General features: G+C 65.5%; 22 protein-coding genes. 13 read left to right on the forward strand and 9 right to left on the reverse strand.

Features of this window, described 5'->3' with window-relative positions; translation table 11 throughout:
• Nucleotides 1-5: 5 nt before the first annotated feature.
• The 3 genes from gnd to dnaA form a co-directional block, all read right to left on the reverse strand.
• Nucleotides 6-893, reverse strand: a complete 888-nt coding sequence (gnd, locus tag AC1DB1_RS04450) for a phosphogluconate dehydrogenase (NAD(+)-dependent, decarboxylating) (protein WP_271176524.1) — start codon at nt 891-893, stop codon at nt 6-8.
• A gap of 36 nt (nt 894-929) precedes the next feature.
• Entirely contained in the window at nt 930-2,075 is a 1,146-nt protein-coding gene (gene dnaN, locus AC1DB1_RS04455) for a DNA polymerase III subunit beta (protein ID WP_477199924.1), read from the reverse strand.
• Between the two features lie 405 nt (nt 2,076-2,480).
• Nucleotides 2,481-3,899 (reverse strand): chromosomal replication initiator protein DnaA, encoded by a 1,419-nt coding sequence (gene dnaA / locus AC1DB1_RS04460; protein ID WP_271176522.1) that lies wholly within the window; start codon nt 3,897-3,899, stop codon nt 2,481-2,483.
• A 442-nt stretch (nt 3,900-4,341) separates the two neighbouring features.
• On the opposite strand from dnaA, the gene rpmH reads away from it, so the two are divergent.
• The 8 genes from rpmH (at nt 4,342) to AC1DB1_RS04500 (ending at nt 12,016) form a co-directional block, all read left to right on the forward strand.
• Nucleotides 4,342-4,479 carry a 50S ribosomal protein L34 gene (gene rpmH, locus AC1DB1_RS04465; RefSeq protein ID WP_223693057.1) on the forward strand — a complete coding sequence of 46 codons (138 nt, stop codon included), beginning with the start codon at nt 4,342-4,344 and terminating at the stop codon, nt 4,477-4,479.
• 26 nt (nt 4,480-4,505) lie between these two features.
• Nucleotides 4,506-4,859, forward strand: coding sequence for a ribonuclease P protein component (gene rnpA / locus AC1DB1_RS04470; RefSeq protein WP_477199925.1), 354 nt, complete (start codon nt 4,506-4,508; stop codon nt 4,857-4,859).
• The gene (gene yidD, locus AC1DB1_RS04475; RefSeq protein WP_477199926.1) at nt 4,856-5,167 is read left to right on the forward strand and encodes a membrane protein insertion efficiency factor YidD; all 312 of its coding nucleotides are present in this window, start codon (nt 4,856-4,858) and stop codon (nt 5,165-5,167) included. The genes rnpA and yidD overlap by 4 nt, the downstream gene beginning before the upstream one ends.
• A 7-nt stretch (nt 5,168-5,174) precedes the next feature.
• Entirely contained in the window at nt 5,175-6,134 is a 960-nt protein-coding gene (yidC, locus tag AC1DB1_RS04480) for a membrane protein insertase YidC (protein WP_271176519.1), read from the forward strand.
• 14 nt (nt 6,135-6,148) lie between these two features.
• Nucleotides 6,149-6,751 (forward strand): Jag family protein, encoded by a 603-nt coding sequence (locus tag AC1DB1_RS04485; RefSeq protein WP_477199927.1) that lies wholly within the window; start codon nt 6,149-6,151, stop codon nt 6,749-6,751.
• Nucleotides 6,752-6,784: 33 nt separating this feature from the next.
• The gene (rsmG, locus tag AC1DB1_RS04490) at nt 6,785-7,417 is read left to right on the forward strand and encodes a 16S rRNA (guanine(527)-N(7))-methyltransferase RsmG (protein WP_271176517.1); all 633 of its coding nucleotides are present in this window, start codon (nt 6,785-6,787) and stop codon (nt 7,415-7,417) included.
• Nucleotides 7,418-10,166: 2,749 nt separating this feature from the next.
• Nucleotides 10,167-11,084, forward strand: coding sequence for a ParA family protein (locus AC1DB1_RS04495; protein WP_271176516.1), 918 nt, complete (start codon nt 10,167-10,169; stop codon nt 11,082-11,084).
• A complete protein-coding gene (locus tag AC1DB1_RS04500; protein WP_477199928.1) occupies nt 11,084-12,016 on the forward strand; it encodes a ParB/RepB/Spo0J family partition protein in 933 nt (310 codons plus the stop codon). Before AC1DB1_RS04495 ends, AC1DB1_RS04500 begins: the two co-directional genes overlap by 1 nt.
• 121 nt (nt 12,017-12,137) lie before the next feature.
• Here AC1DB1_RS04500 and AC1DB1_RS04505 read toward each other — a convergent pair whose 3' ends face one another.
• The 6 genes from AC1DB1_RS04505 to AC1DB1_RS04530 all read right to left on the reverse strand — a co-directional run bounded on the left by AC1DB1_RS04505 (nt 12,138) and on the right by AC1DB1_RS04530 (nt 20,049).
• On the reverse strand, nt 12,138-13,106 hold the full coding sequence (locus tag AC1DB1_RS04505; RefSeq protein WP_477199929.1) for a D-alanine--D-alanine ligase family protein: 969 nt from the start codon (nt 13,104-13,106) through the stop codon (nt 12,138-12,140).
• Nucleotides 13,107-13,134: 28 nt separating this feature from the next.
• Complete coding sequence (locus AC1DB1_RS04510) at nt 13,135-14,457, reverse strand: aminotransferase-like domain-containing protein (RefSeq protein ID WP_271176513.1); 1,323 nt, start codon at nt 14,455-14,457, stop codon at nt 13,135-13,137.
• A 201-nt stretch (nt 14,458-14,658) separates the two neighbouring features.
• A complete protein-coding gene (gene trxA / locus AC1DB1_RS04515) occupies nt 14,659-14,985 on the reverse strand; it encodes a thioredoxin (protein ID WP_271176512.1) in 327 nt (108 codons plus the stop codon).
• A gap of 13 nt (nt 14,986-14,998) precedes the next feature.
• Nucleotides 14,999-15,985, reverse strand: a complete 987-nt coding sequence (trxB, locus tag AC1DB1_RS04520; RefSeq protein ID WP_477199930.1) for a thioredoxin-disulfide reductase — start codon at nt 15,983-15,985, stop codon at nt 14,999-15,001.
• Between the two features lie 163 nt (nt 15,986-16,148).
• On the reverse strand, nt 16,149-17,747 hold the full coding sequence (murJ, locus tag AC1DB1_RS04525) for a murein biosynthesis integral membrane protein MurJ (protein WP_477199931.1): 1,599 nt from the start codon (nt 17,745-17,747) through the stop codon (nt 16,149-16,151).
• Nucleotides 17,740-20,049 carry a DUF6049 family protein gene (locus AC1DB1_RS04530; RefSeq protein ID WP_477199932.1) on the reverse strand — a complete coding sequence of 770 codons (2,310 nt, stop codon included), beginning with the start codon at nt 20,047-20,049 and terminating at the stop codon, nt 17,740-17,742. Before AC1DB1_RS04530 ends, murJ begins: the two co-directional genes overlap by 8 nt.
• A 96-nt stretch (nt 20,050-20,145) precedes the next feature.
• Between AC1DB1_RS04530 and AC1DB1_RS04535 the strand changes: the two genes are divergently transcribed.
• From AC1DB1_RS04535 to rplI, 5 genes are all read left to right on the forward strand, one after another.
• The gene (locus AC1DB1_RS04535) at nt 20,146-21,579 is read left to right on the forward strand and encodes a CCA tRNA nucleotidyltransferase (protein ID WP_477199933.1); all 1,434 of its coding nucleotides are present in this window, start codon (nt 20,146-20,148) and stop codon (nt 21,577-21,579) included.
• Between the two features lie 147 nt (nt 21,580-21,726).
• Nucleotides 21,727-22,116: a 30S ribosomal protein S6 gene (gene rpsF / locus AC1DB1_RS04540; RefSeq protein WP_271176507.1), complete on the forward strand. Its 390-nt coding sequence runs from the start codon at nt 21,727-21,729 to the stop codon at nt 22,114-22,116.
• 4 nt (nt 22,117-22,120) lie between these two features.
• Nucleotides 22,121-22,621, forward strand: coding sequence for a single-stranded DNA-binding protein (locus tag AC1DB1_RS04545; protein WP_271176506.1), 501 nt, complete (start codon nt 22,121-22,123; stop codon nt 22,619-22,621).
• A 62-nt stretch (nt 22,622-22,683) separates the two neighbouring features.
• Nucleotides 22,684-22,947 carry a 30S ribosomal protein S18 gene (gene rpsR, locus AC1DB1_RS04550; RefSeq protein ID WP_055897232.1) on the forward strand — a complete coding sequence of 88 codons (264 nt, stop codon included), beginning with the start codon at nt 22,684-22,686 and terminating at the stop codon, nt 22,945-22,947.
• Nucleotides 22,948-22,958: 11 nt separating this feature from the next.
• Nucleotides 22,959-23,411: a 50S ribosomal protein L9 gene (gene rplI, locus AC1DB1_RS04555; protein ID WP_271176505.1), complete on the forward strand. Its 453-nt coding sequence runs from the start codon at nt 22,959-22,961 to the stop codon at nt 23,409-23,411.
• Nucleotides 23,412-23,654 lie beyond the last annotated feature (243 nt).

The raw sequence follows: 23,654 nt of genomic DNA on the forward strand, positions 1-23,654 counted from the left end.
GAGGGTTAATCCACGGCCTTCACGGCGTGGCCGCCGAACTGGTTGCGCAGCGCAGCCACGGCCTTCATGGCGGGCGAGTCCTCCTGGCGGGAGACGAACCGCGCGAAGATGGACGCGCTGATCGTGGGGACGGGAACCGCGTTGGCGAGTGCCTCTTCGACGGTCCAGCGTCCTTCGCCCGAGTCCTGTACATAGCCTTCGATGTGCTCGAACTCCGGGTCCTGCTCGAGAGCGCGCACCAGGAGGTCGAGCAGCCAAGACCGCACAACGGTTCCGCGCTGCCACGCCTTGAAGGTTCCGGTGACGTCCTTGACGATGTCCTTGCGGGTGTCGAGGAGCTCGTAGCCCTCGGCGTAGGCCTGCATCAACGCGTACTCGATGCCGTTGTGCACCATCTTGGCGTAGTGACCGGCGCCGACCATTCCGACGTGCACGAAGCCCTCGTCGCGCGGGCCCTCGGGGCGGAGCGCGTCGAAGACGGGCATCACGCGCTCGACCTGCTCGGCGCTGCCGCCGACCATGAGGCCGTAGCCGTTCTCGAGACCCCACACACCGCCGGAGACACCGGCGTCCATGAAGTCGATGCCCTTGGGCGCGAGCTGCTCTGCGTGCTTGAAGTCCTCGGTGAAGCGCGAGTTGCCGCCGTCGATGACCAGGTCGCCCTTCTCGAGCAGCGGCTCGAGGTCGGTGACCACGGCGTCGGTGATCGCTCCGGCCGGGACCATGATCCAGACCGTGCGCGGGGCGGGCAGTGCTGCCACGAGGTCGGCGAGTGTTGCGACATCCGACACATCGGGATTGGTGTCGTATCCGGTCACCTCGATGCCGTTCTTCTCGAGGCGGGCACGCATGTTGTTGCCCATTTTTCCGAGACCGATGAGGCCGATGTGCATGATTGTCCTTCTTCTGTTCTCTCGGACGCGAGACGACTAGCGCAGCAGCAGGTTCGGCTGCAGCAGGTACTTGTAGTTGTCCGCGCCGGCCTGGTCCTTCGATGTCTGACTCGTGATGAGCACCGGACCCGGCTTGTTGGGGTTGTCGGTCTTGGTGAAGGAAATGCGCACGAATTCCGAGTGCACTGCACCGAGACCATCGAGCAGGAACTGCGGCTTCAACGAAACCACCGTCTCCTGGCCAGTGAGGAGAGCGTCGATGCTCTCGGATGCTTGCGCCTGCTCCGAACCGATGGCCTCGAGGGTGAGTCCGTCGGCGGAGAAGGTGTACCGAAGGGCGGCTTCGCGCTCGAGGACGAGCGACACGCGTCGCGTCGCCTCGATGAGCTCGGCCGTGTTGATGACCGCGTAGTTGTCGACCGTCTCGGGGAAGAGCCGGCGCACAGGCGGGAAGTTGCCCTTGATGAGCAGGGAGGTCACGGTCTTCTTGTCGGCCGTGAAGGCGATCAGCTCGCGATCGTCGCGATTGGTGATCGAGACCGCGATGGTGCCGCTGTGACCGAGTGTCTTTCCGATCTCGGTGAGGGTGCGCGCGGGCACGAGCGCGGTGACGGGCTCACCCGACGTGGTGCCGTTGTCCCAGTCGATCTCGCGGACGGCCACGCGATAGCGGTCGGTGGCCACGAGTCCGAGCGTGTTGTCGCCGACCTCGAGCTGAACGCCCGTGATCACCGGGGTCACATCGTCGCGGGAGGCGGCGACGCCGACCTGGGCGACGGCCTCGGCGAATTCGTCGGCCGGAACCAGACCGGACTGCCCACTCACCTGCGGGATGCTCGGGTATTCCTCGACCGGCATGGAGAGCAGCGTGAAGTTCGCAGATCCGGCGCGCACGACGATCTTGGAGTCTTCCGTCGAGAGCTGGACGGGTGCGTTCGGGAGCTTCGACGCGATCTCGGCCAGAAGGCGGCCGGAGACCAGGACGCGACCGGGCTCCTCGACCTCGGCTGCGATCTCGGTCTGCGCCGAGACCTCGTAGTCGAACGACGACAGCTGCAGCCCTGTATCGGTTGTTTCGATCAGGACGCCGCTCAGGATGGGAAGGGTCGTGCGCTGCGGAAGGAGCTTGACAGCGAACGAGACGGCTTCACTGAACACATCCCGATTGGCTTGGAACTTCACGAAGTCACCTCTGTCGTCGGCGGGAAATGGATCGTGACAAATCCTAGCGCCTGCCCCCGTCGGGGAAAGTTGCGATTCGAGCGCCGGGCGAAGGTTGTCGGCATCCCCACTAAGAAGAGTTAACGATTAATGGTGTTAACCGCTGTGGAAACTGTGGATAACTCGGTGGAGACCGCGGAATGACAGGGAAGCACAGCCATGTCACTTGTTGATGGCCTGGGGAGACCCGGTGTAATCAGGCCGATCGTCGGGGCCGTGAAAATCGTGTAACTCACAAGCACTCATGATTCGTCCCCATTAACGCCCCGAGTTTCCGGATGTTGTCCACAAGTTATCCACATGTGCGGAAACCGCATTGTCCCCACGTTGGGGAGAGGCTGTGGATAACTCTCGGAGCGCCAGCGGCTACTTGCTGTAGCGGTGGTTCTGCTTGATGCGGCTGGTGAGCTCGGTCACCTGGTTGTAGATCGAACGACGCTCCTTCATGAGCTCGCTGATCTTCTTGTTCGCGTACATCACGGTCGTGTGGTCGCGGTTGCCGAACAGCTGACCGATCTTGGGCAGCGACAGATTGGTGAGCTCTCGGCAGAGGTACATCGCGATCTGACGGGCAGTCGCGACAGCCTGCGATCGGCTCGAGCCGTAGAGGTCGTCGACGGTGAGTTTGAAGTAGTCGGCGGTGTTCGTGATGATGTCGGTCGGCGCGATGACGTTGTCGTCGTCGAGCGTGATGAGGTCCTTGAGCACGGTCTGCACGAGCGGCATGTCGACAGGGGTCCTGTTGAGGCTTGCGAACGCGGTCACCCGGATGAGCGTCCCCTCGAGCTCGCGGATGTTGCTCGACACCTTCGTCGCCATGAATTCGAGGATGTCGTCGGGGACCTGGATCTTCTCGCTCTGCGCCTTCTTGCGGAGGATCGCGATGCGGGTCTCGAGGTCGGGGACCTGCACGTCGGTGATCAGACCCCACTCGAAGCGGGAGCGCATCCGGTCTTCGAAGCCGGTGAGGTGCTTCGGCGGGAGGTCGCTCGTGATGACCACCTGCTTGTTGTGGTCGTGGAGGGTGTTGAACGTGTGGAAGAAGGCTTCCTGGGTCTCGACCGCTCGCTGCAGGAACTGGATGTCGTCGATCAGCAGGATGTCGATGTTGCGATAGCGGGCCTGGAACGACGAGCCGCGGTTGTTCGCGATCGAGTTGATGAAGTCGTTGGTGAACTCCTCACTACTGACGTAGCGGACCCGGATGCCCGGGTACAGGCTCATCGCGTAGTGGCCGATGGCGTGCAGGAGGTGCGTCTTGCCCAGCCCGGAGTCCCCATAGATGAAGAGCGGGTTGTACGCCTTGGCCGGCGCTTCGGCGACGGCGACGGCGGCCGCGTGGGCGAAACGGTTGGACTGGCCGATGACGAAGTTGTCGAAGCTGTACTTGGGATTGAGGCGGGTGTCGTTGTTGCGGGGCGGCGCCGTGATCTCGGCCGGGGGTGCCACGAGCGGAGTCTCGATGTACGCGGCTTCCGACGGTTCCGTCGGGCCCGCCATCGTCTCCTGCTGGATCTCCGGATTCACCACGATCGCGAAGGTGCTGACCTCGAGTCCCTCGTCGAGGGTGCCGATGGCGTTGAGAAGGGGGACCCTGCTGCGCTGCTCGATCATGCCGCGGGTGAACTCGTTGGGCACCTCGAGGTAGAAGGTGCCTGCCATGATGCCCTTGGGCTCGACCAGGCTCAGGAAGCCGTGGAGCTGCGGTGTGATGCGGTCATCCGTCTCGAGTGTGTCGAGCACGTTCTGCCATGCCGCAGAAATGGACGCTTCGCCGCCTGCCATCGTTCCCCGTATTCGTCGTCGTGTTGATGCCGTCATCCGACGACGAGGTCACAACGTCGTGACTCGTAGCGTCGAGCCGGAAGCGTGGTCGCCGCCGGAATGGTATTCACAGGGTTATCCACCGCTGTGTGTCCAATACCGTAGCGATCTCCGGCCCTTTTTCGGTACGGCTGGGGATAACTTTCGTCCCCCACGGTAACTAATCCACAGGCACGGGATCAAATTCGTTCTTCGGAATACAGCGGCGCGTCGTTCTCGGCTTTCCTGCTAATGCTGTGCATAATCAATGGATTTGGCTCGATTGGTTTGACCTCGTCGGCCTCAGGTCGTAGCTTTAATCAGTTGACTTCAGCCGTTCAGGCTGCCCAAAAACTTTTCATGGCCTCCCCGTGCTGGCTTTTCCTTCAGCACCGGCCTGTTAAGAGACCACACGGAGATTGATATGAGCAAGAGAACGTTCCAGCCGAACAACCGCAAGCGCGCGAAGACCCACGGTTTCCGTCTGCGGATGCGCACCCGTGCCGGGCGCGCCATCCTCGCCGCTCGTCGCGGCAAGGGCCGCACGAAGCTCTCGGCTTAACCCAGCCCGGTTAGCTGGCCGGCCGGGTGCTCGCTCACGCCAATCGCATCACGCGGGGGGCCGATTACAAGGCGACCGTGCGGCGCGGTGCTCGCTTCACCGGAGCGAACACCGTGACGTACGTGCGCCCTGGTAGCGATCCCGACGTGGTGCGATTCGGCTTCATCGTCGGCAAGACGGTGGGCATCGCCAACCGGCGCAACCTCGTTCGCCGCCGGCTCAAGGCGGCGGCCTACGAGCTGCTCCCCCAGCTCCCGCCTGGCATGGATGTCGTGATCAGGGCATTGCCAGCGTCCGCTCATGCGGAGTGGGCTACCCTGCACGAAGAGATGTCACGCTCGATCAGCCGCATCACCAGTAGAGGCAACCTCCGTTCATGAACACCGCGCTCACAGCAGTGCTGCTCATGCCTCGGAATGTCGCGGTTCTGCTGTTGCGCGGCTATCGCGCTGTCGTCTCGCCGTTGTACGGCGACGTGTGCCGCTACTACCCGTCGTGTTCCTCGTATGCTTTGCAGGCCATCCAGGAGTACGGGCTCGTAGTGGGGTCGGCGCTCGCCGTCCGCCGTATCGCTCGCTGCCACCCGTGGGCAGCCGGAGGGGTCGATGACGTCCCTCTCAAGAAGAACCGTCGCTATCGGGTGACGTCGTTCGGTTTCGTCGTCGCAGCAAGCCAGGGAAAGGCCTAGCAACCACATGGACATCATCGGAACGATTCTGTGGCCCATCAAATGGGTCGTAGAACTGATCCTCGTGGCCTTCCACTGGCTGCTCACGAACATGGGCCTCGACCCGGCAGCGGGCCTGACGTGGGTGCTGTCCATCGTCGGACTCACCGTCGTCGTCCGTGCCGCGCTCATCCCGATCTTCGTTCGCCAGATCAAGAACCAGCGCCGGATGCTCGAGGTGGCGCCGCAGCTCAAGAAGATCCAGGACAAGTACAAGGGCAAGAAGGACCAGTTCTCTCGCGAGGCCATGTCGCGCGAGACCATGGAGCTGTACAAGAAGACGGGCACGAACCCGCTCAGTTCGTGTCTGCCTCTGCTGCTCCAGATGCCGATCTTCTTCAGCCTCTTCCAGGTGCTCAATGGGGCGCAGAGCGGCAAGGCCGGTGTCGGCCCGCTGAATGAGACGCTCGCCCAGCAGTTCGGGAACGCCTCGCTGTTCGGTATCGCACCGCTCCACCAGAGCTTCCAGGGTGCGCTGAACGCCCACCCGCAGCAGGTCGCCGTCATGGTTATCGCCGCCACGATGGTGGTGCTGATGACCGGCTCGCAGTTCCTGACGCAGCTGCAGATCGTCTCGAAGAACATGTCGCCGGAGACCAAGGCGAGCCCCCAGTTCAAGCAGCAGCGCATCCTGTTGTATCTGCTCCCGTTCGTCTTCCTCTTCTCGGGCTTCGCCTTCCCGCTCGGAGTCATGTTCTACTGGCTGACCTCGAACATCTGGACGATGGGCCAGCAGTTCCTCGTCATCCGCAACATGCCGACGCCCGGTTCGGACGCCGCGAAGGCACGTGAGGCGCGCCTGGCCCGCAAGGGCAAGCTCGTCGAGGCCGACGGCGCGACCGTTCTGACGGTCGAAGAGGTCAAGAAGCCGACGCAGCGAGTTCAGCCGGTCGGCAAGAACCGCGCGAAGAAGCAAGCCGGAAAGTAGTGAGGACCCGACAGATGACCGACGTACAGCAGACCGAATCCGAGTCCATCGTCGACCAGGATGCCGCAACCGCCGACGCCGCCGAGTCGACCGATTCCGCCGCTGCGGCGTCGAACGACGTTGAGACCGCCGGTGAGAGTGCTTACGCGGAGCCGACCGCAGCGCAGCTCGACCAGGAAGGCGACATCGCCGCCGACTACATCGAGGAGCTGCTCGACATCGCCGACATCGACGGCGACATCGACATCGACACTCGTAACGGCCGGTCGTACATCTCGGTGAACGCGGGCGAGGAGACGAACCTTCGTCTGCTCTCCAAGCCGGACACCGTGACCGCTCTTCAGGAACTCACGCGCCTCGCGGTGCAGAGCAAGACCGGCTCGTTCTCGCGGCTGATCCTCGACATCGGTGGATCCCGTGACGCTCGACAGGCCGAGCTCGCGGAACTCGTCGCCCGCGCGATCACGCGCATCGAAGAGGGCGCGGAGCAGGCTGCCCTTCCCCCGATGTCGTCGTACGAGCGCAAGCTGGTCCACGACATCGTGTCCGAGCGCGGCTATGTGTCGAACTCGCAGGGCGAGGGTCGCGACCGCCACACGGTCATCACCGCAGCCTAGTTTCACGTGAAACGCTAAAGGCCGGCACACAACGTGACGACGGAACTCCTCGAGACCGAGCCCTCGACGGCGACCGAACTTTTCGGCGAGCGAATCGATCTCGCGCGACGCTTCACGAGAAACCTTGCTGAGCAGGGTGAGGAGCGTGGTCTCATCGGACCCCTCGAGCTCCCCCGTCTCTGGTCACGCCACGTCCTGAACTGTGCGATCGTCGCGCCATTGCTGCGCCCCGGCAGAACCGGGGATGTCGGTAGTGGCGCCGGCCTTCCCGGCTTGGTGCTTGCCATCGCCCGCCCGGATGTGACACTCGTGTTGATCGAGCCGATGGAGCGACGTGTTGCCTGGCTGTCCGAGCAGGTCGAGGAGCTTGGACTCGACAACGTCGAGGTCGTTCGCGCCCGGGCGGAGGAGGCCCGACTTGATGCCCCTCTCGATCAGGTGACGGCGCGCGCAGTGAGTGCGTTCCGCAAGCTGATCCCGTTGACCGCTCCCCTGGTTCGGGATGGCGGCGAGCTGATCCTCATGAAGGGTGCCGGCGCTCCTGCCGAGGTGGATGCCGCCGCGAAGGAGATCCGCAAGTTCAGACTGCACGACGTCGAGGTTCTCACCCTCGGCGAGGGTGTTCTCGACGACGTCACCCGCGTGATTCGGGCCGGCGTCCGCTAGTTTTCGGTCGGCGCGGAGGGTCGATGGGACCCGCAGAATCGCTCTGAGCGCGCGGAAGCACCCCTCTTCGCTGCTGTCAGAGCCATTCTCCGGCCGTTTGGGCAATGGCTCGGTGGCCGTTTTCGCGGCGATTTGTGGCGTTTTTTTTGCGATCGCCACTATTCGGCGATGGGCCAGCGGTCCTAACCGGGTCGAGTCTGCTGTCCGTTTCTTGGCTGATCGGCGATCGGACGCGATCGCTCATGAACCAGGTCTGCATCGGGGTGGTCGATCCATTCGCCTCAAGGATAAGGATTCGGCACCCTCGAGCGAGAGAGTCGCGTGGTCGATCGAACGTGTTCCGATCGGACGCTAGGTGGCCTGGGTCAACCCGTCGTCGAGCTGTCGCCGTTCGGATGCACTCCCCCACTCGCCTGGCCCGAGCTCACTTCAGCGGACGTGCTCCCGTTCACTCGATCGCGAGACGCTCACTGAGTCCCGCCGCTGTCTGGTTCGAGAGAATCTGCACTCGCGGACGACCAGGCACAGGGCTTTGCACGGAGAGCTGGTCGAGCGTGCGCCTTCCAGACTGGAGCCGCTATAGCGTCGGGAAGGCACCCGTGTTTTGCGATCGGCTTCTGCCGCGGACAAGCGGAGCGTTGCGCGTCTGACTGGCTCCTCGGCCACTCGCTCCCTGTAAGTCACGCGGCTCCCGCCGATCATTCCAGCCGACGTTTCACGTGAAACATTCGACGCCAGGGGGGCGTTGAGCTCACATCTCAATCAGCCTGGTGAGTCGTTGCTTGATGGCCATAGCAGGAGACGCGGACTATCCGCCCTCATGGGACGCGGAGGCGAGACTGATGCCGACGTGACGGAGGCTGGGTACGCGGCGTCTGGGGTCCAATCATCTGCCAGCGGGGCTCGCTGAGCGAGGTAGCTGGCCGCCACTCGTTCCTGGCAGTTGTTCGGTGGGTGGCGCGGGTGCCCGGTGATCCGTTCTCGACGGATGTGTTCGACGGTTTCGCCATTCGCTCGCCGGCCCCGTTCCTCGTCGGCCCCGTGTTGTGGTCGGTTGGTACTCGCAGGCAGCGGGAAGATGACGACTGACGGGCAGGCGCGTGCCTTCTGACCGCCCGAGTCCTTCACGGTGAGGTTGGGTCTGGTGACCCAGTCTCGATTTCTTTCCTCGCGTTCGGCCATTAATGGACATGGCTGGCAACGGCTGCCTATGCCTGCCACCTAGCGGTACTGGTTTGGTTTGGGTTCAAGCGTGATCTGCCGGAGCGCAACCAAGAGGCATCACCCCTCCCCCGGCACCGGTGGGCCTGTGCGCGGGACGGCGCAGATCGTCGTTGCGCAGCCTGGAGGCGTGTTCGTGCTTGTCGGTCGCGGACGAGATTGAATGCGCCTCGCACGGGGTCCGTCGCTAGATCTTAGGCGGCATGTTTCACGTGAAACACTTCGTCGACCGACCGGTGTTGGACGTAGGGTCCTCTACCCGACAGGGCGAGCGCGGTCGTACAAGCGCGTGGGGCGGGCGCGGCAGGCTCGCGCCACAACACGGGGTTGCCGATCGCCAGACCGAGTTCGGCGACACGGACTGGGCGTCGGCCGGCGCATGGCGTGAGCGTTGCAGCTGGTCAAGATCGGACCGCCCTGACACCAGGCCAATCCTCGACACCACTACTCGACTTGGCGTGGCTTCACGGATGGCGCGCGGCACCCCTCCTCATGCGAGTCGCGGCCGCGGCGGACGTGGGGAGGACGCGACTCGCGATTCAGGCGACTCGCGGGTTCTAGCTCCGTGCTCGGCCCAGGTGTGCGCTCTCCCCCACAGAAGTTCGCAGCTCCACGCGCGCGCGGCGGGCTCTCCCGAAGGTCATCGCCGCCGCCGCCAGCAGGAGGGTGACGCTCCTCACACGAGTCCGCCGTTTCCGGCGCGCGAAGGCCGGCTGTAGGACGCTGAGCCTCGCCGTACCCAGGTGTGTCGAGTCAGAGATTGTCCGGCGAGTGGCCATGACCGCACGGTTCTCGCGTGCTGGCATCAGCGATGCTGCGCGGGCGGACGTCGGCAGGAGTTGTCGCGCCCCCCGGGTCGGCGTCCGACTGCGAAGCGTTGGGAGTGTCTTTGGGCAGTTGTTACTGCTGCCCGGTCGGCGTCCGGCTGTGGAGCGTCAGTAGTTGTTACTGCTGCCCGGTCGGCCCCCGGCTGTGGAGCGCCGGTAGTGCCCTTGGGTAGTAGCTAGCGCCCCGGTCGGCCCCGACTACGAAGCGTCAGGAGCGCCTTGGGCAGCTGCTACCGCTGTGCGACCGCGGCTGCTTTGAATTCCGCGTCCATTGTGTTTGCGATGCGGTGCTGCGCATGCACAGACGCACTGTCGGCCCCGTCGGCTGGGGAGCTCACCCCACCCAGCGGTGCTATGGCCACGAACGCCGCATCGTGCGCGGGCTGGATGGGACCTCCCTGTACTCACCTTGCGCCCCCGATTCGCAGGCGTTGGTCCTTACCGCTCTCTGAATGTACGGGTGTGGCCGTGCCGGCAATGTTTCACGTGAAACGCGGGCCCCTGGGCGGATTTAGGACGAAGTTTCCTCCACGGGTGCGGAACACGGAGTTTCATCCACAGTCAGGAGGACCGGACGAGTCAGACTTTCATTCAAGCTAGAGTTGATCGGGTGGTCCGCTGCCCTGGCGCGACTGTTCCCCGACGACTGCCCCAACTGCTGAACGCGGTGTTGGACACCATATCGAGCGACAAGGTTTCACGTGAAACATCCTGATCAGGACGCCCAGGTCGATGTGACCTCAAAGGAGTTCGATGGATCGACGCCGCTCGCGCGCGAAATTCAGGATCTGACACGTCGCCGACAGGCAATCGCCGCGGAAACACTCCCCCTCCCCTCGCGGACTCGGATATTCACGATTTCCAACCAGAAGGGTGGGGTCGGCAAGACGACGACTGTCGTCAACCTGTCCGCCGCGCTGGCGAAATCGGGCGCCCGAGTGCTCGTAATCGACCTGGATCCACAGGGCAACGCGTCGACCGCGCTCAGTGTGGAGCACCGGGAAGGCACACCCAGCGTCTACGACGTCATCGTCAACGACAAGGAACTCGAAGAGGTCATTCAGAAGAGCCCCGAGTTCGACGGACTGTTCGTGATCCCCGCGACCATCGACCTCGCCGGCGCCGAGATCGAGCTCGTCTCCATGGTCGCCCGTGAGCAGCGACTCTCCAGATCGCTCGCGACGTTCCTCGATGAATACGACTTCGACTACGTGCTCATCGACTGCCCCCCGTCCCTCGGACTTCTGACGATCAATGCTTTCGTGGCGGCGACCGAAGTCTTGATCCCGATCCAATGCGAGTATTACGCGCTGGAGGGGCTGAGTCAGCTGCTCAAGAACATCCAGCTCATCGAAAAGCACCTGAACCCGAAGCTCCGGGTTTCGACCATTTTGCTCACGATGTACGACTCGCGCACCAACCTCGCCCATCAGGTGGCAGAGGACGTACGAGCCCACTTCCCCAAGGAAGTGCTCAACACGATCATCCCGCGCTCGGTGCGTATCTCAGAAGCGCCGAGCTATGGGCAGAGCGTCATCAGCTACGACACGAACTCGTCCGGGTCCCTCTCCTACCTGGAGGCGGCTGCGGAGATCGCACGAAGAGGAGTACCCCGCTAATGGCAGCGAAGCGCACAGGACTGGGCCGCGGGATCGGCGCACTCATCCCCACCACCGATTCGTCGGCACGACCCGTCGATGTCTTCTTCCCCGACTCCTCGGCGCAGGCCGAGGAGCTCGTCGCTGTGCCGGGGGCTCGCCTCGCGAACCTCTCCCCCGATGACATCGTTCCCAACGCTGCGCAGCCGCGCACCGAGTTCGACCGCGAGGCGCTCGACGAGCTTGTCGTCAGCATCCGCGAAGTCGGTGTTCTGCAGCCGGTGGTCGTGCGCCCGATCGCCGGTCAGAAGGACAAGTACGAGCTGATCATGGGCGAGCGCCGGCTGCGCGCGACCAAGCAGCTCGGGCTCCCGACGATCCCGGCCGTCATCAAGGACACCGCCGATGAGGACATGCTGCGTGATGCTCTGCTCGAGAACCTGCACCGCTCGCAGCTGAACCCGCTCGAAGAGGCGTCCGCGTACCAGCAGCTGCTCGCCGACTTCGGGATCACACAGGAAGAGCTCGGAAACCGCATCGGTCGGTCACGCCCGCAGATCACCAACACCCTGCGTCTGCTGAAACTGCCTTCGGGCGTTCAGTCCCGCGTCGCGGCGGGTGTGTTGAGTGCCGGGCACGCCCGTGCCATCCTCTCCGTCGGTGCCGATGATGCTGCGATGACGCGGCTTGCCGACAAGATCGTCAACGAGGATCTCTCGGTACGCGCTGCTGAGGCGGTCGCGAGCAAAGAGCCCAAGCCCGCCCGCACGAAGGTCACGGCCGGCAAGCATCGTGGGCACCTCGACGAAATCGCCGAAAGGCTCGGTGATCGGCTCAATACGCGCGTCAAGATTTCGCTCGGTGCACGAAAAGGCCAGATCGTGGTGGATTTCGCCACCATTCAGGACCTCAACCGCATCCTCGATGAGATCGGCCAGCCGAGCTACAGCTGACTCTCCCGGTTTCACGTGAAACGCTGACCTGCGATACGAGTGGGGCTCCCGCACGCCATCTCGTTTCACGTGAAACACGATGCAGAGCGCCGCTCCAGGCCGGCGGCCGCGGCAGTCGTCCCTACAGCCCCGTCGCGGAGTCCTCGATCGCTGCGCGTGCGAGCGCCGCGTACACGTCACCGAGGTCCCGCCCGGAGGCGGCGATCGCCTGCGGCATGATCGAGGTCTCGGTCAGGCCGGGAAGCACGTTCGCCTCCAGAAACCACGGCACGCCATCCGCGTCGACGATCAGGTCGATGCGCGACAGGTGCCGCAGCCCGAGGGCAATGTGAGCGGTCGTCGCTGCCTCGGCCACGGTCGCAGCCACGGAATCGTCCAGCCGCGCCGGCACGTAGAACCGGGTCTCCCCCGCGTTGTACCGGGCGTTGAAGGTGTATGCCCCTTCCACAGGCTCGATCTCGACGGCCGGCAGCGCCTCCGGACCATCGCCCGTGTCGATCACGGCGACCGAGACCTCGACGCCCTCGACTTTGCGCTCGATGAGCGCGACGTCTGCATACGTGTACGCGTCCACCATCGCTCGCGGCAACTCGTCCTCTGTCGTCACGATCGTCACGCCCTGCGCAGAACCACCCTGGGCCGGCTTCACGACGAGGGGAAGACCGAGCCCGGCGAGAACCGTCGCCAGAACGCTGCTGGCGCCGAGCTCCCGGAACGTCTCCTTCGGCAGGGTCACCGACGCAGGTGTCGCGCCCCCGGCCCGGGCAACGAGTGTCTTCGCTGTCGGCTTGGACCAGGCCAGGCGAGCGGCGTCGGTGCGCGAGCCGACGAACGGGATGCCGGTCTGCTCGAGCAGTGCCCGCAGAGCGCCGTCCTCGCCGCTCGCACCGTGGAGGGCCGGCCAGATCACGTCGGGTCGGTTCTCGGCCAGATAACCCAGCAACGACGCATCCGGATCCCGGAAGGACACCGTGTGGCCGAGGGAGTTGAGACCGTCGGCCACGCGACGGCCAGAACGCAGTGAGATGTCGCGCTCGTGCGAGATCCCGCCGGCGAGCACCACGATATCGAGAGCGGAAATATCGGCCATGATCAGGTAGTTTCCTAACTCGTTGCGACTAGCGGAGGTCGGTCGGGAGGTTGTTGCTCGTGCGGTCCGCTCGCACGGACGAGAGCAGTCCCGTGCCGGCGAATGTCTCGAGCAGATCGGTCTCGCCGTTGATGACGGTCGCGAGGCGCCGGATTCCCACCCGGATGCTCTCCGGTGTCGGGTAGCAGAACGAGAGCCGCATGTTGTGGCGTCCGGAGCCGTCGGCGTAGAAGGCGGTGCCGGGCGTGTATGCCACGAGCTCCGTGACCGCGCGCGGGAGCATTGCCTTGGAGTCCAGGTGCGGCGGCAGGGTGAGCCAGACGTAGAACCCGCCGTTCGGATCCGTCCAGCTCAGATCGGGGAGGTGCTCCTGCAGCGCGGAGATCATCGTCTCCTTGCGCTCCCGGTACACCCCGCGGAAGGTGTCGATCTGCGCCTTCCAGTCGGCGTCGCTCAGGTACTGCGAGACGACGAGCTGGCTGAACGAGCTCGGGCTGAGCACCGCGGCCTCGTTCGCGAGGATGAGCTTCTCGCGGATGGCGTGCGGAGCCAGCGCCCAGCCGACGCGGAAGCCCGGGGCGAGCGTCTTCGAGAAGGTGCCCAGATAGACCACACCCTCGCGCTCGACGGAGCGCATCGCGGCTGGGGGCTTCTCGCCGAAATACAGCAGCCCGTACGGGTTGTCCTCGAGTACCAGGATGTCGTTCTGCCGCGCGATCTCGAGGATCTCGAGCCGGCGCTCCCACGACAGCGTCACTCCGGCGGGGTTGTGGAACGTCGGCACGGTGTACAAGAACTTCACTCGCCGGCCATCGGCCTTGAGGCGGGCGATGTGCTCGCGCAACGCTTCGGGGATCATCCCGTTCTCGTCCATCGGAACGTGGTCGACCTCGGCCTGGTACGACTTGAAGATCACCATGGCGGTCACGTAGCTCGGGCCCTCGGCCAGCACCACGTCGCCCGGGTCGAGGAAGAGCTTGCTGAACAGCTCGAGAGCGTGCTGGGAGCCCGTCGTCACGACGACGTCGTCGGCGCTCCCGCTGATGCCTTCGAGAGCCATCACGTCGAGGATCTGCTCGCGAAGTGCAGGAACGCCCTGCCCCGAGCCGTACTGGAGCGCGACCGGACCCTGCTCGCGCATCACGCGATCCATCGCCCCGACCACCAGATCTTCGGGGAGGGCGGAGACGAACGGCATGCCGCCGGCCAGAGAGACCACCTCAGGGCGGCTGGCGACGGCGAACAGGGCTCGGACCTCACTGGCGGCCAGGCCGCTCGTACGCTGCGCGTAGTGGTTGTACCACGGGTCCAGATTGTTGCCGCGTGAACGCGGGCTGCCCTGATCAGTCACGTCTCTTCCGTTTCTAACGCCGTTTGCCAATGCTATTTGGGTGGAGTCCCGACCCGAAATCGGGTCGGGACGTGGTGCCGGTGACACTTTTGGTGCGGGTGGTGCGAGGTAACGCAGTGCGGATGGTGCGCGGTACAGCGGGAGGTACAAAAAAAAGACCCGCCCGGCGTGTGCCGGACGGGTCTGTGAAGGACTGGTCGGCTACGCGAGGTAGGCGGCCAGGTCGGCTTCGAGGGCGGGCTTCGGCTTGGCGCCGATGACGGTCTTGACGACCTCGCCACCCTGGTACACCTTCATCGCGGGGATGGAGGTGATCTGGTACTTCGCAGCGGTCTGCGGGTTCTCGTCGACGTTCAGCTTGACGATCTCGATCTTGTCGGAGTGCTCGGACGCGATCTGGTCGAGGATGGGTCCGACGGCGCGACACGGGCCGCACCACTCTGCCCAGAAGTCGACCAGGATGGTCTTCTCGCTGTTGAGGACGTCGCTCTCGAAAGAAGCGTCCGTGACCGAACGTGCTGCAGACATTGTGTAGTTCTCCTTATGCGGTTGTTGTGAGTTCGAGATCGCTCGCCTCAGCCGGAACGGCTTGGGCCAGCAGGTCTTTTGGGAGGGTCGCGAGGTAGTGCTCGGCATCCAGAGCCGCAACGGTTCCGGATGCTGCCGCAGTGACCGCCTGACGATAGGTCGGGTCGATCACGTCACCGGCTGCGAACACACCGGCGACCTTCGTCTTCGAGCTCCGGCCGGCGACCGCGATGGTGCCCTCCGGAGTGAGGTCGAGCTGACCGTGCACGAGGTGCACCCGCGGGTCGTTGCCGATCGCGATGAACAGGCCCTGGAGTTCCAGGTCGCTCTTCTCACCGTTCACGGTGTCGCGCAGGGTGACGCTCTTCACGGTCTGGTCGCCGTTGATCGCCACGACCTCGGAGTTCCAGACGAACTCGATCTTCTCGTTGGCGAACGCGCGGTCCTGCATGATCTTGGAGGCGCGGAGGCTGTCCTTGCGGTGGATGACGTACACCTTGTCGGCGAAGCGGGTGAGGAAGTTGGCCTCCTCCATCGCCGAGTCACCGCCGCCGACGACGGCGATCGTGCGCTCGCGGAAGAAGAAGCCGTCGCAGGTGGCGCACCAGGAGACGCCGTGGCCCGACAGGCGCTCTTCGTCGTCGAGTCCCAGCTTGCGATAGGCCGAGCCGGTGGCGAAGATGACCGCGAGGGCCTGGTGCACGGCACCGGATCCGAGCGTGACGGTCTTCACGTCGCCCGACAGGTCGACGGACACGACGTCGTCGAGCACGACCTCCGTGCCGAACTTCTCGGCCTGCGCCTGCATCTTGAACATCAGGTCGGGGCCGAGGATGCCATCCGGGAAGCCGGGGAAGTTCTCGACCTCGGTGGTGTTCATCAGCTCGCCGCCCGCCTCGACCGACGAGGCGATCAGCAGCGGATTCAGATTGGCACGGGCAGCGTAGACCGCAGCCGTGTACCCAGCGGGGCCGGAACCGATGATGATGATCTGCCGCACAGCGGAGCTCCTTGCACTATCTGTAGCGGTCCCGATTGGAATCGCTGACGTGTAGAACACATCCTAGGCGGATGCTATTCCGTGTCACCTGTGTGTTCGGAGCGGGCGGCCGAACGGTTCAGAATCCGCACCGATCCGGGTCACAGCCCCGCGAGAAGCGGGTTCAGGATCGGCGGCTGAGCCGGTTCACAAGCGGCACCAGCCCGGCCTCCAGGTCGCGCGAGCGCAGCAGGGCGAGGAAGCCCACGTAGACGATGAGCATCACGACGCCCACGACCGCGATCGACACCAGCGCGCCGAAGAACGACGACACCGAGAAGGACCCCTCCCGCACCCCGCCGAGCAGCACGAGGAAGCCGGCTCCGGCGATCATCGCCGCGACCGCCGCGACGACGAACCGCCACAGGCCGCGCAGGATGCGCCTGCCGTCCACTCCCCCGATGCGCCGGCGGAGCAGCCAGATCGCGATGATCGCCTGCACGGTGCCGGCGATCGACACGACGAGCGCGATAGCAGCGGCGCGGAACGACCGGTCGACGGTGAGGCAGAGAAGCACACCGGCGATGATCAGGACCACCTGCGCGACGGTGAAGTAGAAGGGTGTGCGGGTGTCGCCCAGCGAGTAGAAGGCGCGTTGCGCCATGAACACGATCGAGAACGGCACGAGGCCCACCAGATAGGCGATGAGCACGAACCCGTAGTCCTGGTAGGTCGGAGTGAAGACGCTCGCCAACGGGAACGCGACCACGATGAGGGCGGCGGCCGAGAACACGATGAGCAGCAGGATGGAGCGGGCGCCGTTCGAGAAGTCCGAGCGGAACGACACCGTGTCTCCGCGATGCGCATGCTCCGCCATCCGGGTGTAGTAGGCGGTGACGATCGAAACGGCGATGATGCCGTGCGGGAGCATGAAGATCAGCCAGGCGCTGTTCATGATCGCCGGACCGGCGAATCCCTTGCCGACCGAGTTCGCCACGTTCGTCTCGACGAGGCCGGCGATCTGGGTCGCGATGAGCATGCCGAAGGTCCAGGCGGCCGCGCGTCCGGCGTGACCGAGGTTCACGCCGCGCCAGGCGAAGTCGAAGCGGAAGCGGAGTCCGATCCGCTTCCAGAAGAAGAACAGGATGAACGCCTGCACGGCGACGCCGAGCGTCGCGCCGCCGGCCAGCAGCGCCACCATCGCGGGGTTCCACGCGTGCGCGCCGCGCAGGCTGTCGGGGTCCGACCCGAAGACGGCGATGAAGATGACCAGCATCGTGATGCCGATGACGTTGTTGACCACCGGCGCCCAAGTGAAAGGCCCGAACGACTTGCGGGCGTTGAGCACCTCCCCCAGCAGCGTGTAGAGGCCGAGGAAGAAGATCTGCGGCAGCGACCAGTAGGCGAACGCCGTGGCGATCGCGGCGCCATCGCCACGGAGACCGAAGAGCTGCATCAGCACCGGCGAGAGCAGCGTGGCGATCAGCGCGACGCCGGCGAACACGACGATGCCGACGGTGACGAGCTTGTTGATGTAGGCCTTGCCGCCGTCGGAGTTCGACGACGCCCGCACGATCTGCGGCACCAGGACGGCATTGAGGATGCCCTGCGCGATGAGCGCGTAGATGCTGTTCGGGACGATGGTCGACGTCGCGTACGGGTTGGAGGCGAACGCGACGGCGCCGATGGCCTGCAGCAGCAGCCAGGCCTTGACGAAGCCGAGGATGCGCGAGACGAACGTGCCCGACGCGAGCATCGCGCTCGCGCGACCGACGCTAGCCACGCTCGGAGTCCTTCTCCGCCGAGGAGTGCGGTGAGGCATCCGGCGCGGCGGGTAGTCCGGCATCCGGTGCGCTATCCGGATCGGCCCCCGCCCCTGCCCCCGCGCCCGTCGCCTCGTCGTCGTCGCTGCCGCGCTTGCGGCGTCGCAGGATGTTGCGCACGATGCCGAAGCCGAAGAGCAGCACCAGGAGGATTCCGAAGATCAGCGCTCCGATGCCCTCCCAGTCGGCGTGCACGTCCACCGTCACGAAGCTCGGCGAGCCGATCTCCACACCGGTCGGGCTGAACAGCCGCAGCGAGAGCACCACCTGACCGTTGCCGAGCTTGGCCTTGACCGGAACCAGCACAGTGGCGCGGGACTCGGGCAGGATGTGCTTGGTCGCGTCCTCGTCGATCTCGAGCCGGCTGTTCGACGGCGAGGCGCTCAGCACGATGTTGACGGCCTCGCCCTTGAGTTCATTGCTCACCGTGAACGGGATCGAGCCCTGAGCGCTCACGAGATTGACGTTCTCGGTCGGCAGGATCGTGATCGAATCGAGAGTCGCCGAGGTCGCCTTCCGGCTTGCGACGACCGCTGCAGCCCAGTCGTTGCGGGGATCCTGCCAGGAGACGGCGAGAAGAGTGAGGAGCTCTGCCCGGGTGCGGCCGGTCATGGTCGTCGGGTCGTCGAGCACCGTGGAGAAGCCGCCGATCGCCTTCTCGTCTTCAGCCAGGTTCTTGATCGAGGCGATCCGTGCGGGGCCCTCCGGCTTGTCGGAGAGGCTCAGGCCGCTGGTCGAGGGCGCAGCGAGGGTCGACGGAAGCGTCGCGGGGGCCGACCAGGCGGACCCGAGCAGCGCGTCGAGCGTGCGGTCGAGCTGCGTGCCGCTCGACGGCCACGCGCGGTCGAACGCCACCAGCAGGTTCTTGGAGTCCGCGCTCTCCTGGCTGGTCAGCAGGAGCTGGGCGTTGACCTTCGACATCGCACTGTTCCAGGCCACGTCGCTCGGTGCCGACGCGGCATCGCGGATGGCATCGGAGAGTCCGGAGTCGGAGACCGCCAGTTTGCCGCCGGTGAAGGGGAGCACGGCGTTCGGGGTGCTCTGCATCCCCGGTGCGTTCGTGTTCGATCCGGAGACGATGGTGGTGGTGAGCCCTGCCGTGACCAGCGCGGGCAGATCGGACTTGACCACGGTCGCATCCCCCGGCCACGCGATGCCCTGCATCGTATATGTCCACGAAAGCAGCTCGTCCAGCGTCGGGAGGACCGGCCCGGCTCCCGCGGTGGGGGTGGGCGTCGGGGTCGGCGTCTCCGTGGTGCCGCCGGTCGGCGCCGGGGTCTCCGTGACCGGCGCCTCGCCCACCGGTGTCGGCGACGGCGTGAAGTTCTTCGGATCCAGCGCGTAGGACAGCGAGGTCGGCGTCAGTGGGGTGCGGATGCCGCTCTGGATCTGCCCGACGAGGTCGGCGTCTCCGAAGCCGAGCGAGAACACGTCGTTCGGCAAGGCGGCGAGCCGTGCGAGCCAGTCGCTCGCGGTCGCCGGCGCCGCGTTGCCGAGCACCCGGATGGACGCGATGATCATCGGGTCGATGCCGATCGCGACCGTCGAGTGCTTGGCCACGCCGTCGAGATCGCGTGTGAGCACGCCGTTGGCGGCCGTGTAGGTCGTGAGGTCGTCGGCGGAGATGAGTCCCCCGCCGGTCGAGGGGCTGATGATGGGGAGCACGACGCCGATCGACGACTTGGTCGCTGCGCCTCCCGGGTTCCACGCGACGCTGCCGCGGGCGATCGCGGTGGTGGCCGACGGGAGGGTGACGGTCGTACCGATCCCGTACACCGCCTGTGTCGTGCTCGCCGCGAACGGCACGTTCGCCGCGGGGACCGTCACGGTGACGACCGTGCTCGTCCCCGGCTCCAGAGCGCCGACGGCGGCGTGGCCGATCGTGCTCGTCCCGTCGGGCGCGTCCGTGGCGGCGAGCCAGGACGAGAGGCTCGAGCGGGTGGCGAGCGGGTCCGGGTCGACCCAGAGATCGACCGTGCCCGCCGGGTACGCGGTCTCCGAGGTGTTGCTGACGCTGACGGAGGCGACGAGGTTCTTGCCCTTGCCGAGCACTCCCCCGTCGATGGTCGTCACCGACGCGGTGATCGGCGAAGATGCGGCGGCAGCGGCGGCGCGGGCGGATGACGCCGCAGCGGCGTGAGCGGCAGGCGGCGCGGCTGCGCCGGCGACAGCAGCGGGAGCGAGGGCAAGGGCGACGGTGGCGCCGATGAGCGCAGCGAGGCCCCGCACACCCCGCAGTCGGGTGAGGCCGGGTACGCTCATGCGTCGACGCACGATCCCGTTTCGGCCTCCATGTCGACGATTCTAGAGTGCGGGCCCTGAGAGACCGCGGCGAGCACGCCCGTAAACTGGGGCACCATGCAGAGCGTCGCCGAATCCCTCGAACGCCTCGGCGACCTCGCGCGCTCCGCGACGGTCACCCAGGTCTCCACGGCTTTCGCCGACGCCGGACACGAGCTGGCGCTCGTCGGCGGCCCTGTCAGAGACGCCCTGCTCGGCCGCGCCGTGCACGACCTCGACTTCACGACGGATGCGCGCCCCGACCGCATCCTGTCGATCGTCGGGCCCATCGCCGACGCGGTCTGGGACATCGGCCGTGACTTCGGCACGATCGGTGCCCGCTTCGGCGACGACACGGTCGAGATCACGACCTACCGCACCGACAGCTACGACGGCGAGACACGCAAACCGGACGTGGAGTTCGGCAACAGCCTCGAAGACGACCTGCTGCGCCGCGACTTCACCGTGAACGCGCTCGCGCTGCGGGTGCCGGAGGTGAAGCTGGTCGACCCGTCCGGGGGCGTCGAGCACCTGCTGAGCCGCACGATCACCACCCCGAGCAGCCCGGAGATCTCGTTCGGCGACGACCCGCTGCGGATGATGCGCGCCGCTCGCTTCACCTCGCAGCTCGGATTCACGGTCGACGAGGACACCCGGCGTGCGATGACGGACATGGCCGACCGCATCGAGATCGTGAGCGCCGAGCGGGTGCGTGACGAGATCAGCAAGCTCCTCGTCACCGACCGTCCGCGCGACGGCATCGAACTGCTGGTCGAGACCGGTCTCGCCGATCGGGTCATCCCCGAGATCCCTGCGCTCCGCCTCGAGATGGACGAGCACCACCACCACAAGGACGTCTACCAGCACAGCCTCACCGTGCTCGATCAGGCCATCGGCTACGAGAAGGAACGCCATCCGGGCTCGGAGCCCGATCTCGTGCTGCGGCTCGCGGCCATCCTGCACGACATCGGCAAGCCGGCCACGCGCCGCCTCGAGCCGGGAGGAGTGGTCAGCTTCTACCACCACGACGTGGTCGGGGCGAAGCTCGCCAAGCGACGGCTCACCGCTCTGCGCTTCGACAAGGCGACCATCGACGCGGTCGCGCGCCTGATCGAGCTGCATCTTCGGTTCTTCGGGTACACCGAAGGGCACTGGACCGACTCCGCCGTGCGCCGCTATGTACGGGATGCCGGGCCGCAGCTCGAACGTCTGCACATGCTCACCCGCGCCGATGTGACGACCCGCAATCGCCGCAAGGCCGACCGGCTGGGATTCGCCTACGACGACCTCGAGGCGCGCATCCGGGAGCTGCAGGAGAAAGAGGAACTGGATGCCGTGCGCCCCGACCTCGACGGCGAGCAGGTCATGCGCATCCTGGGCCTGCGGCCGAGCCGGGAGGTGGGTGACGCAATGCGGTACCTGCTCGAGCTGCGCCTCGACCACGGGCCGCTCGGCGAGGAGGAGGCCACCCGCCGGCTGCTCGCATGGTGGTCGGAGCGCTCGGCATCCTGAGCCCGTCCCGCTCCGATTGGCGCCGGATGCCCGCAGTCCGCTACTCTAGGTAGGTTGTCTGGGCAGATCTATGCCCGCGCAGCAGATGTAGAACCCTCCTGCTACAGACCGTCTGTAGCCGCTAAGTCCAAAGGAGGTGGGTTAGTCATGCATCAGTACGAGTTGATGGTCATCCTCGATCCAGAGATCGACGAGCGCACCGTAGCTCCCAGCCTTGACAAGTTCCTCAACGTCGTTCGCGACGCCGGTGGAACCGTCGACAATGTGGACATCTGGGGCCGCCGTCGCCTCGCCTACGAGATCAACAAGAAGACCGAGGGCATCTACGCCGTCGTTCAGCTGACCTCGGACGGCGACGCCACCAAGGAGCTCGACCGCCAGCTGAAGCTCAGCGAGGCCGTCATGCGCACCAAGGTCCTCCGTGCAGAAGAGGCGATCGCTCAGGTCGCCGCCGCCGCGAAGCTCGCCGACGAGAAGGCCGCCCGCAAGGCTGCCGCTCCCGCCAAGGCTGCTGCCGCCGAAAAGGCCGGCGCCTAGTCCGATGGCCGGCGAGACCGTCATCACCGTGGTGGGCAACCTCACGAGCGACCCGGAGCTGCGTTACACGCAGAACGGACTCGCGGTTGCCAACTTCACCATCGCGTCCACTCCCCGCACGTTCGACCGTCAGGCGAACGAGTGGAAGGACGGTGAGGCTCTCTTCCTGCGTGCGAGCGTCTGGCGTGAATTCGCCGAGCACGTCGCCGGATCGCTGACGAAGGGCTCCCGGGTCATCGCCCAGGGTCGCCTCAAGCAGCGCTCCTACGAGACGAAGGAGGGCGAGAAGCGCACGAGCATCGAGCTCGAGATCGACGAGATCGGTCCGTCGCTTCGCTACGCCACTGCTTCGATCACTCGCGCACAGTCGTCGCGCGGCCCGGGTGGAGCACCCGGCGGCGCCGTCGAAGAGCCGTGGGCTGCCTCAGCGCCGTCCGACGCTTCGTCCTCCGGGTCGGACGTCTGGAACACGCCGGGCAACTACAACGACGAGACTCCCTTCTAAAGGGTGCACCCGGGGAGTGACTCCCTGCGGCGATACACACTTCAACGAAAGCAAAGGAAATCATGGCTGGAAAGTCGAGCGGCGACCGCCGCAAGCCGATCCGCAAGGGCAAGGACGGCAAGAACGCCGCACCCGCGAAGTCGATTCGCGTCGGCGTCATTGACTACAAAGACGTCGCTACCCTGCGTAAGTTCATCTCGGAGCGTGGCAAGATCCGCGCCCGTCGCATCACCGGTGTCTCCGTGCAGGAGCAGCGCCTCATCGCCCGCGCCGTCAAGAACGCGCGCGAGATGGCGCTTCTGCCCTACGCCGGCTCGGGCCGTTAGGAGCCACGGATATGTCGAAACTGATTCTGACGCACGAGGTCTCCGGCCTCGGCTCGGCCGGTGACGTCGTCGACGTCAAGAACGGCTACGCACGCAACTTCCTCATCCCCCAGGGCTTCGCCATCGCGTGGAGCCGTGGCGGCGAGAAGCAGGTCGAGCAGATCAAGGCGGCTCGCACCGCCCGTGAGCTCGCCACCATCGAGCAGGCCCAGGACCTCAAGGCGAAGCTCGAGGCCACCAAGGTCAAGCTCACCGTCAAGGCCGGTCGCGAAGGCCGCCTCTTCGGTTCGGTGAAGACCTCCGACGTTGCCGACGCCGTCAAGGCGGCCGGTATCGGCGAGCTGGACAAGCGCAAGATCGAGCTGCCCAACGCGATCAAGGTCGTGGGCGACCACGAGGCGACCGTTCGTCTCCGCGACGATCTGTCAGCGACGATCACCCTTCAGGTGGTCGCTGCCAAGTAGGCGCACTCGAGCAGTATTCGTAGCGGCGGGCTCCGGCCCGCCGCTACACCCTTTTAACGCGCGGACGCAAGCTTCATCCTCATGTTTGTACACAGGGACACCCTCACGGGGGACAAGGTTCGACACAACCTTTAAACAAGTTTCTACACACAGGGTGGGGAAGGATAAATCCCTGGTCAGGGGATCTATAACCGCCGAAATTCTTTGACTTTCCACAGTTCTCCCCACAGGTTGTGCACAAGC

Source organism: Leifsonia sp. 10N434, from assembly GCF_056394405.1.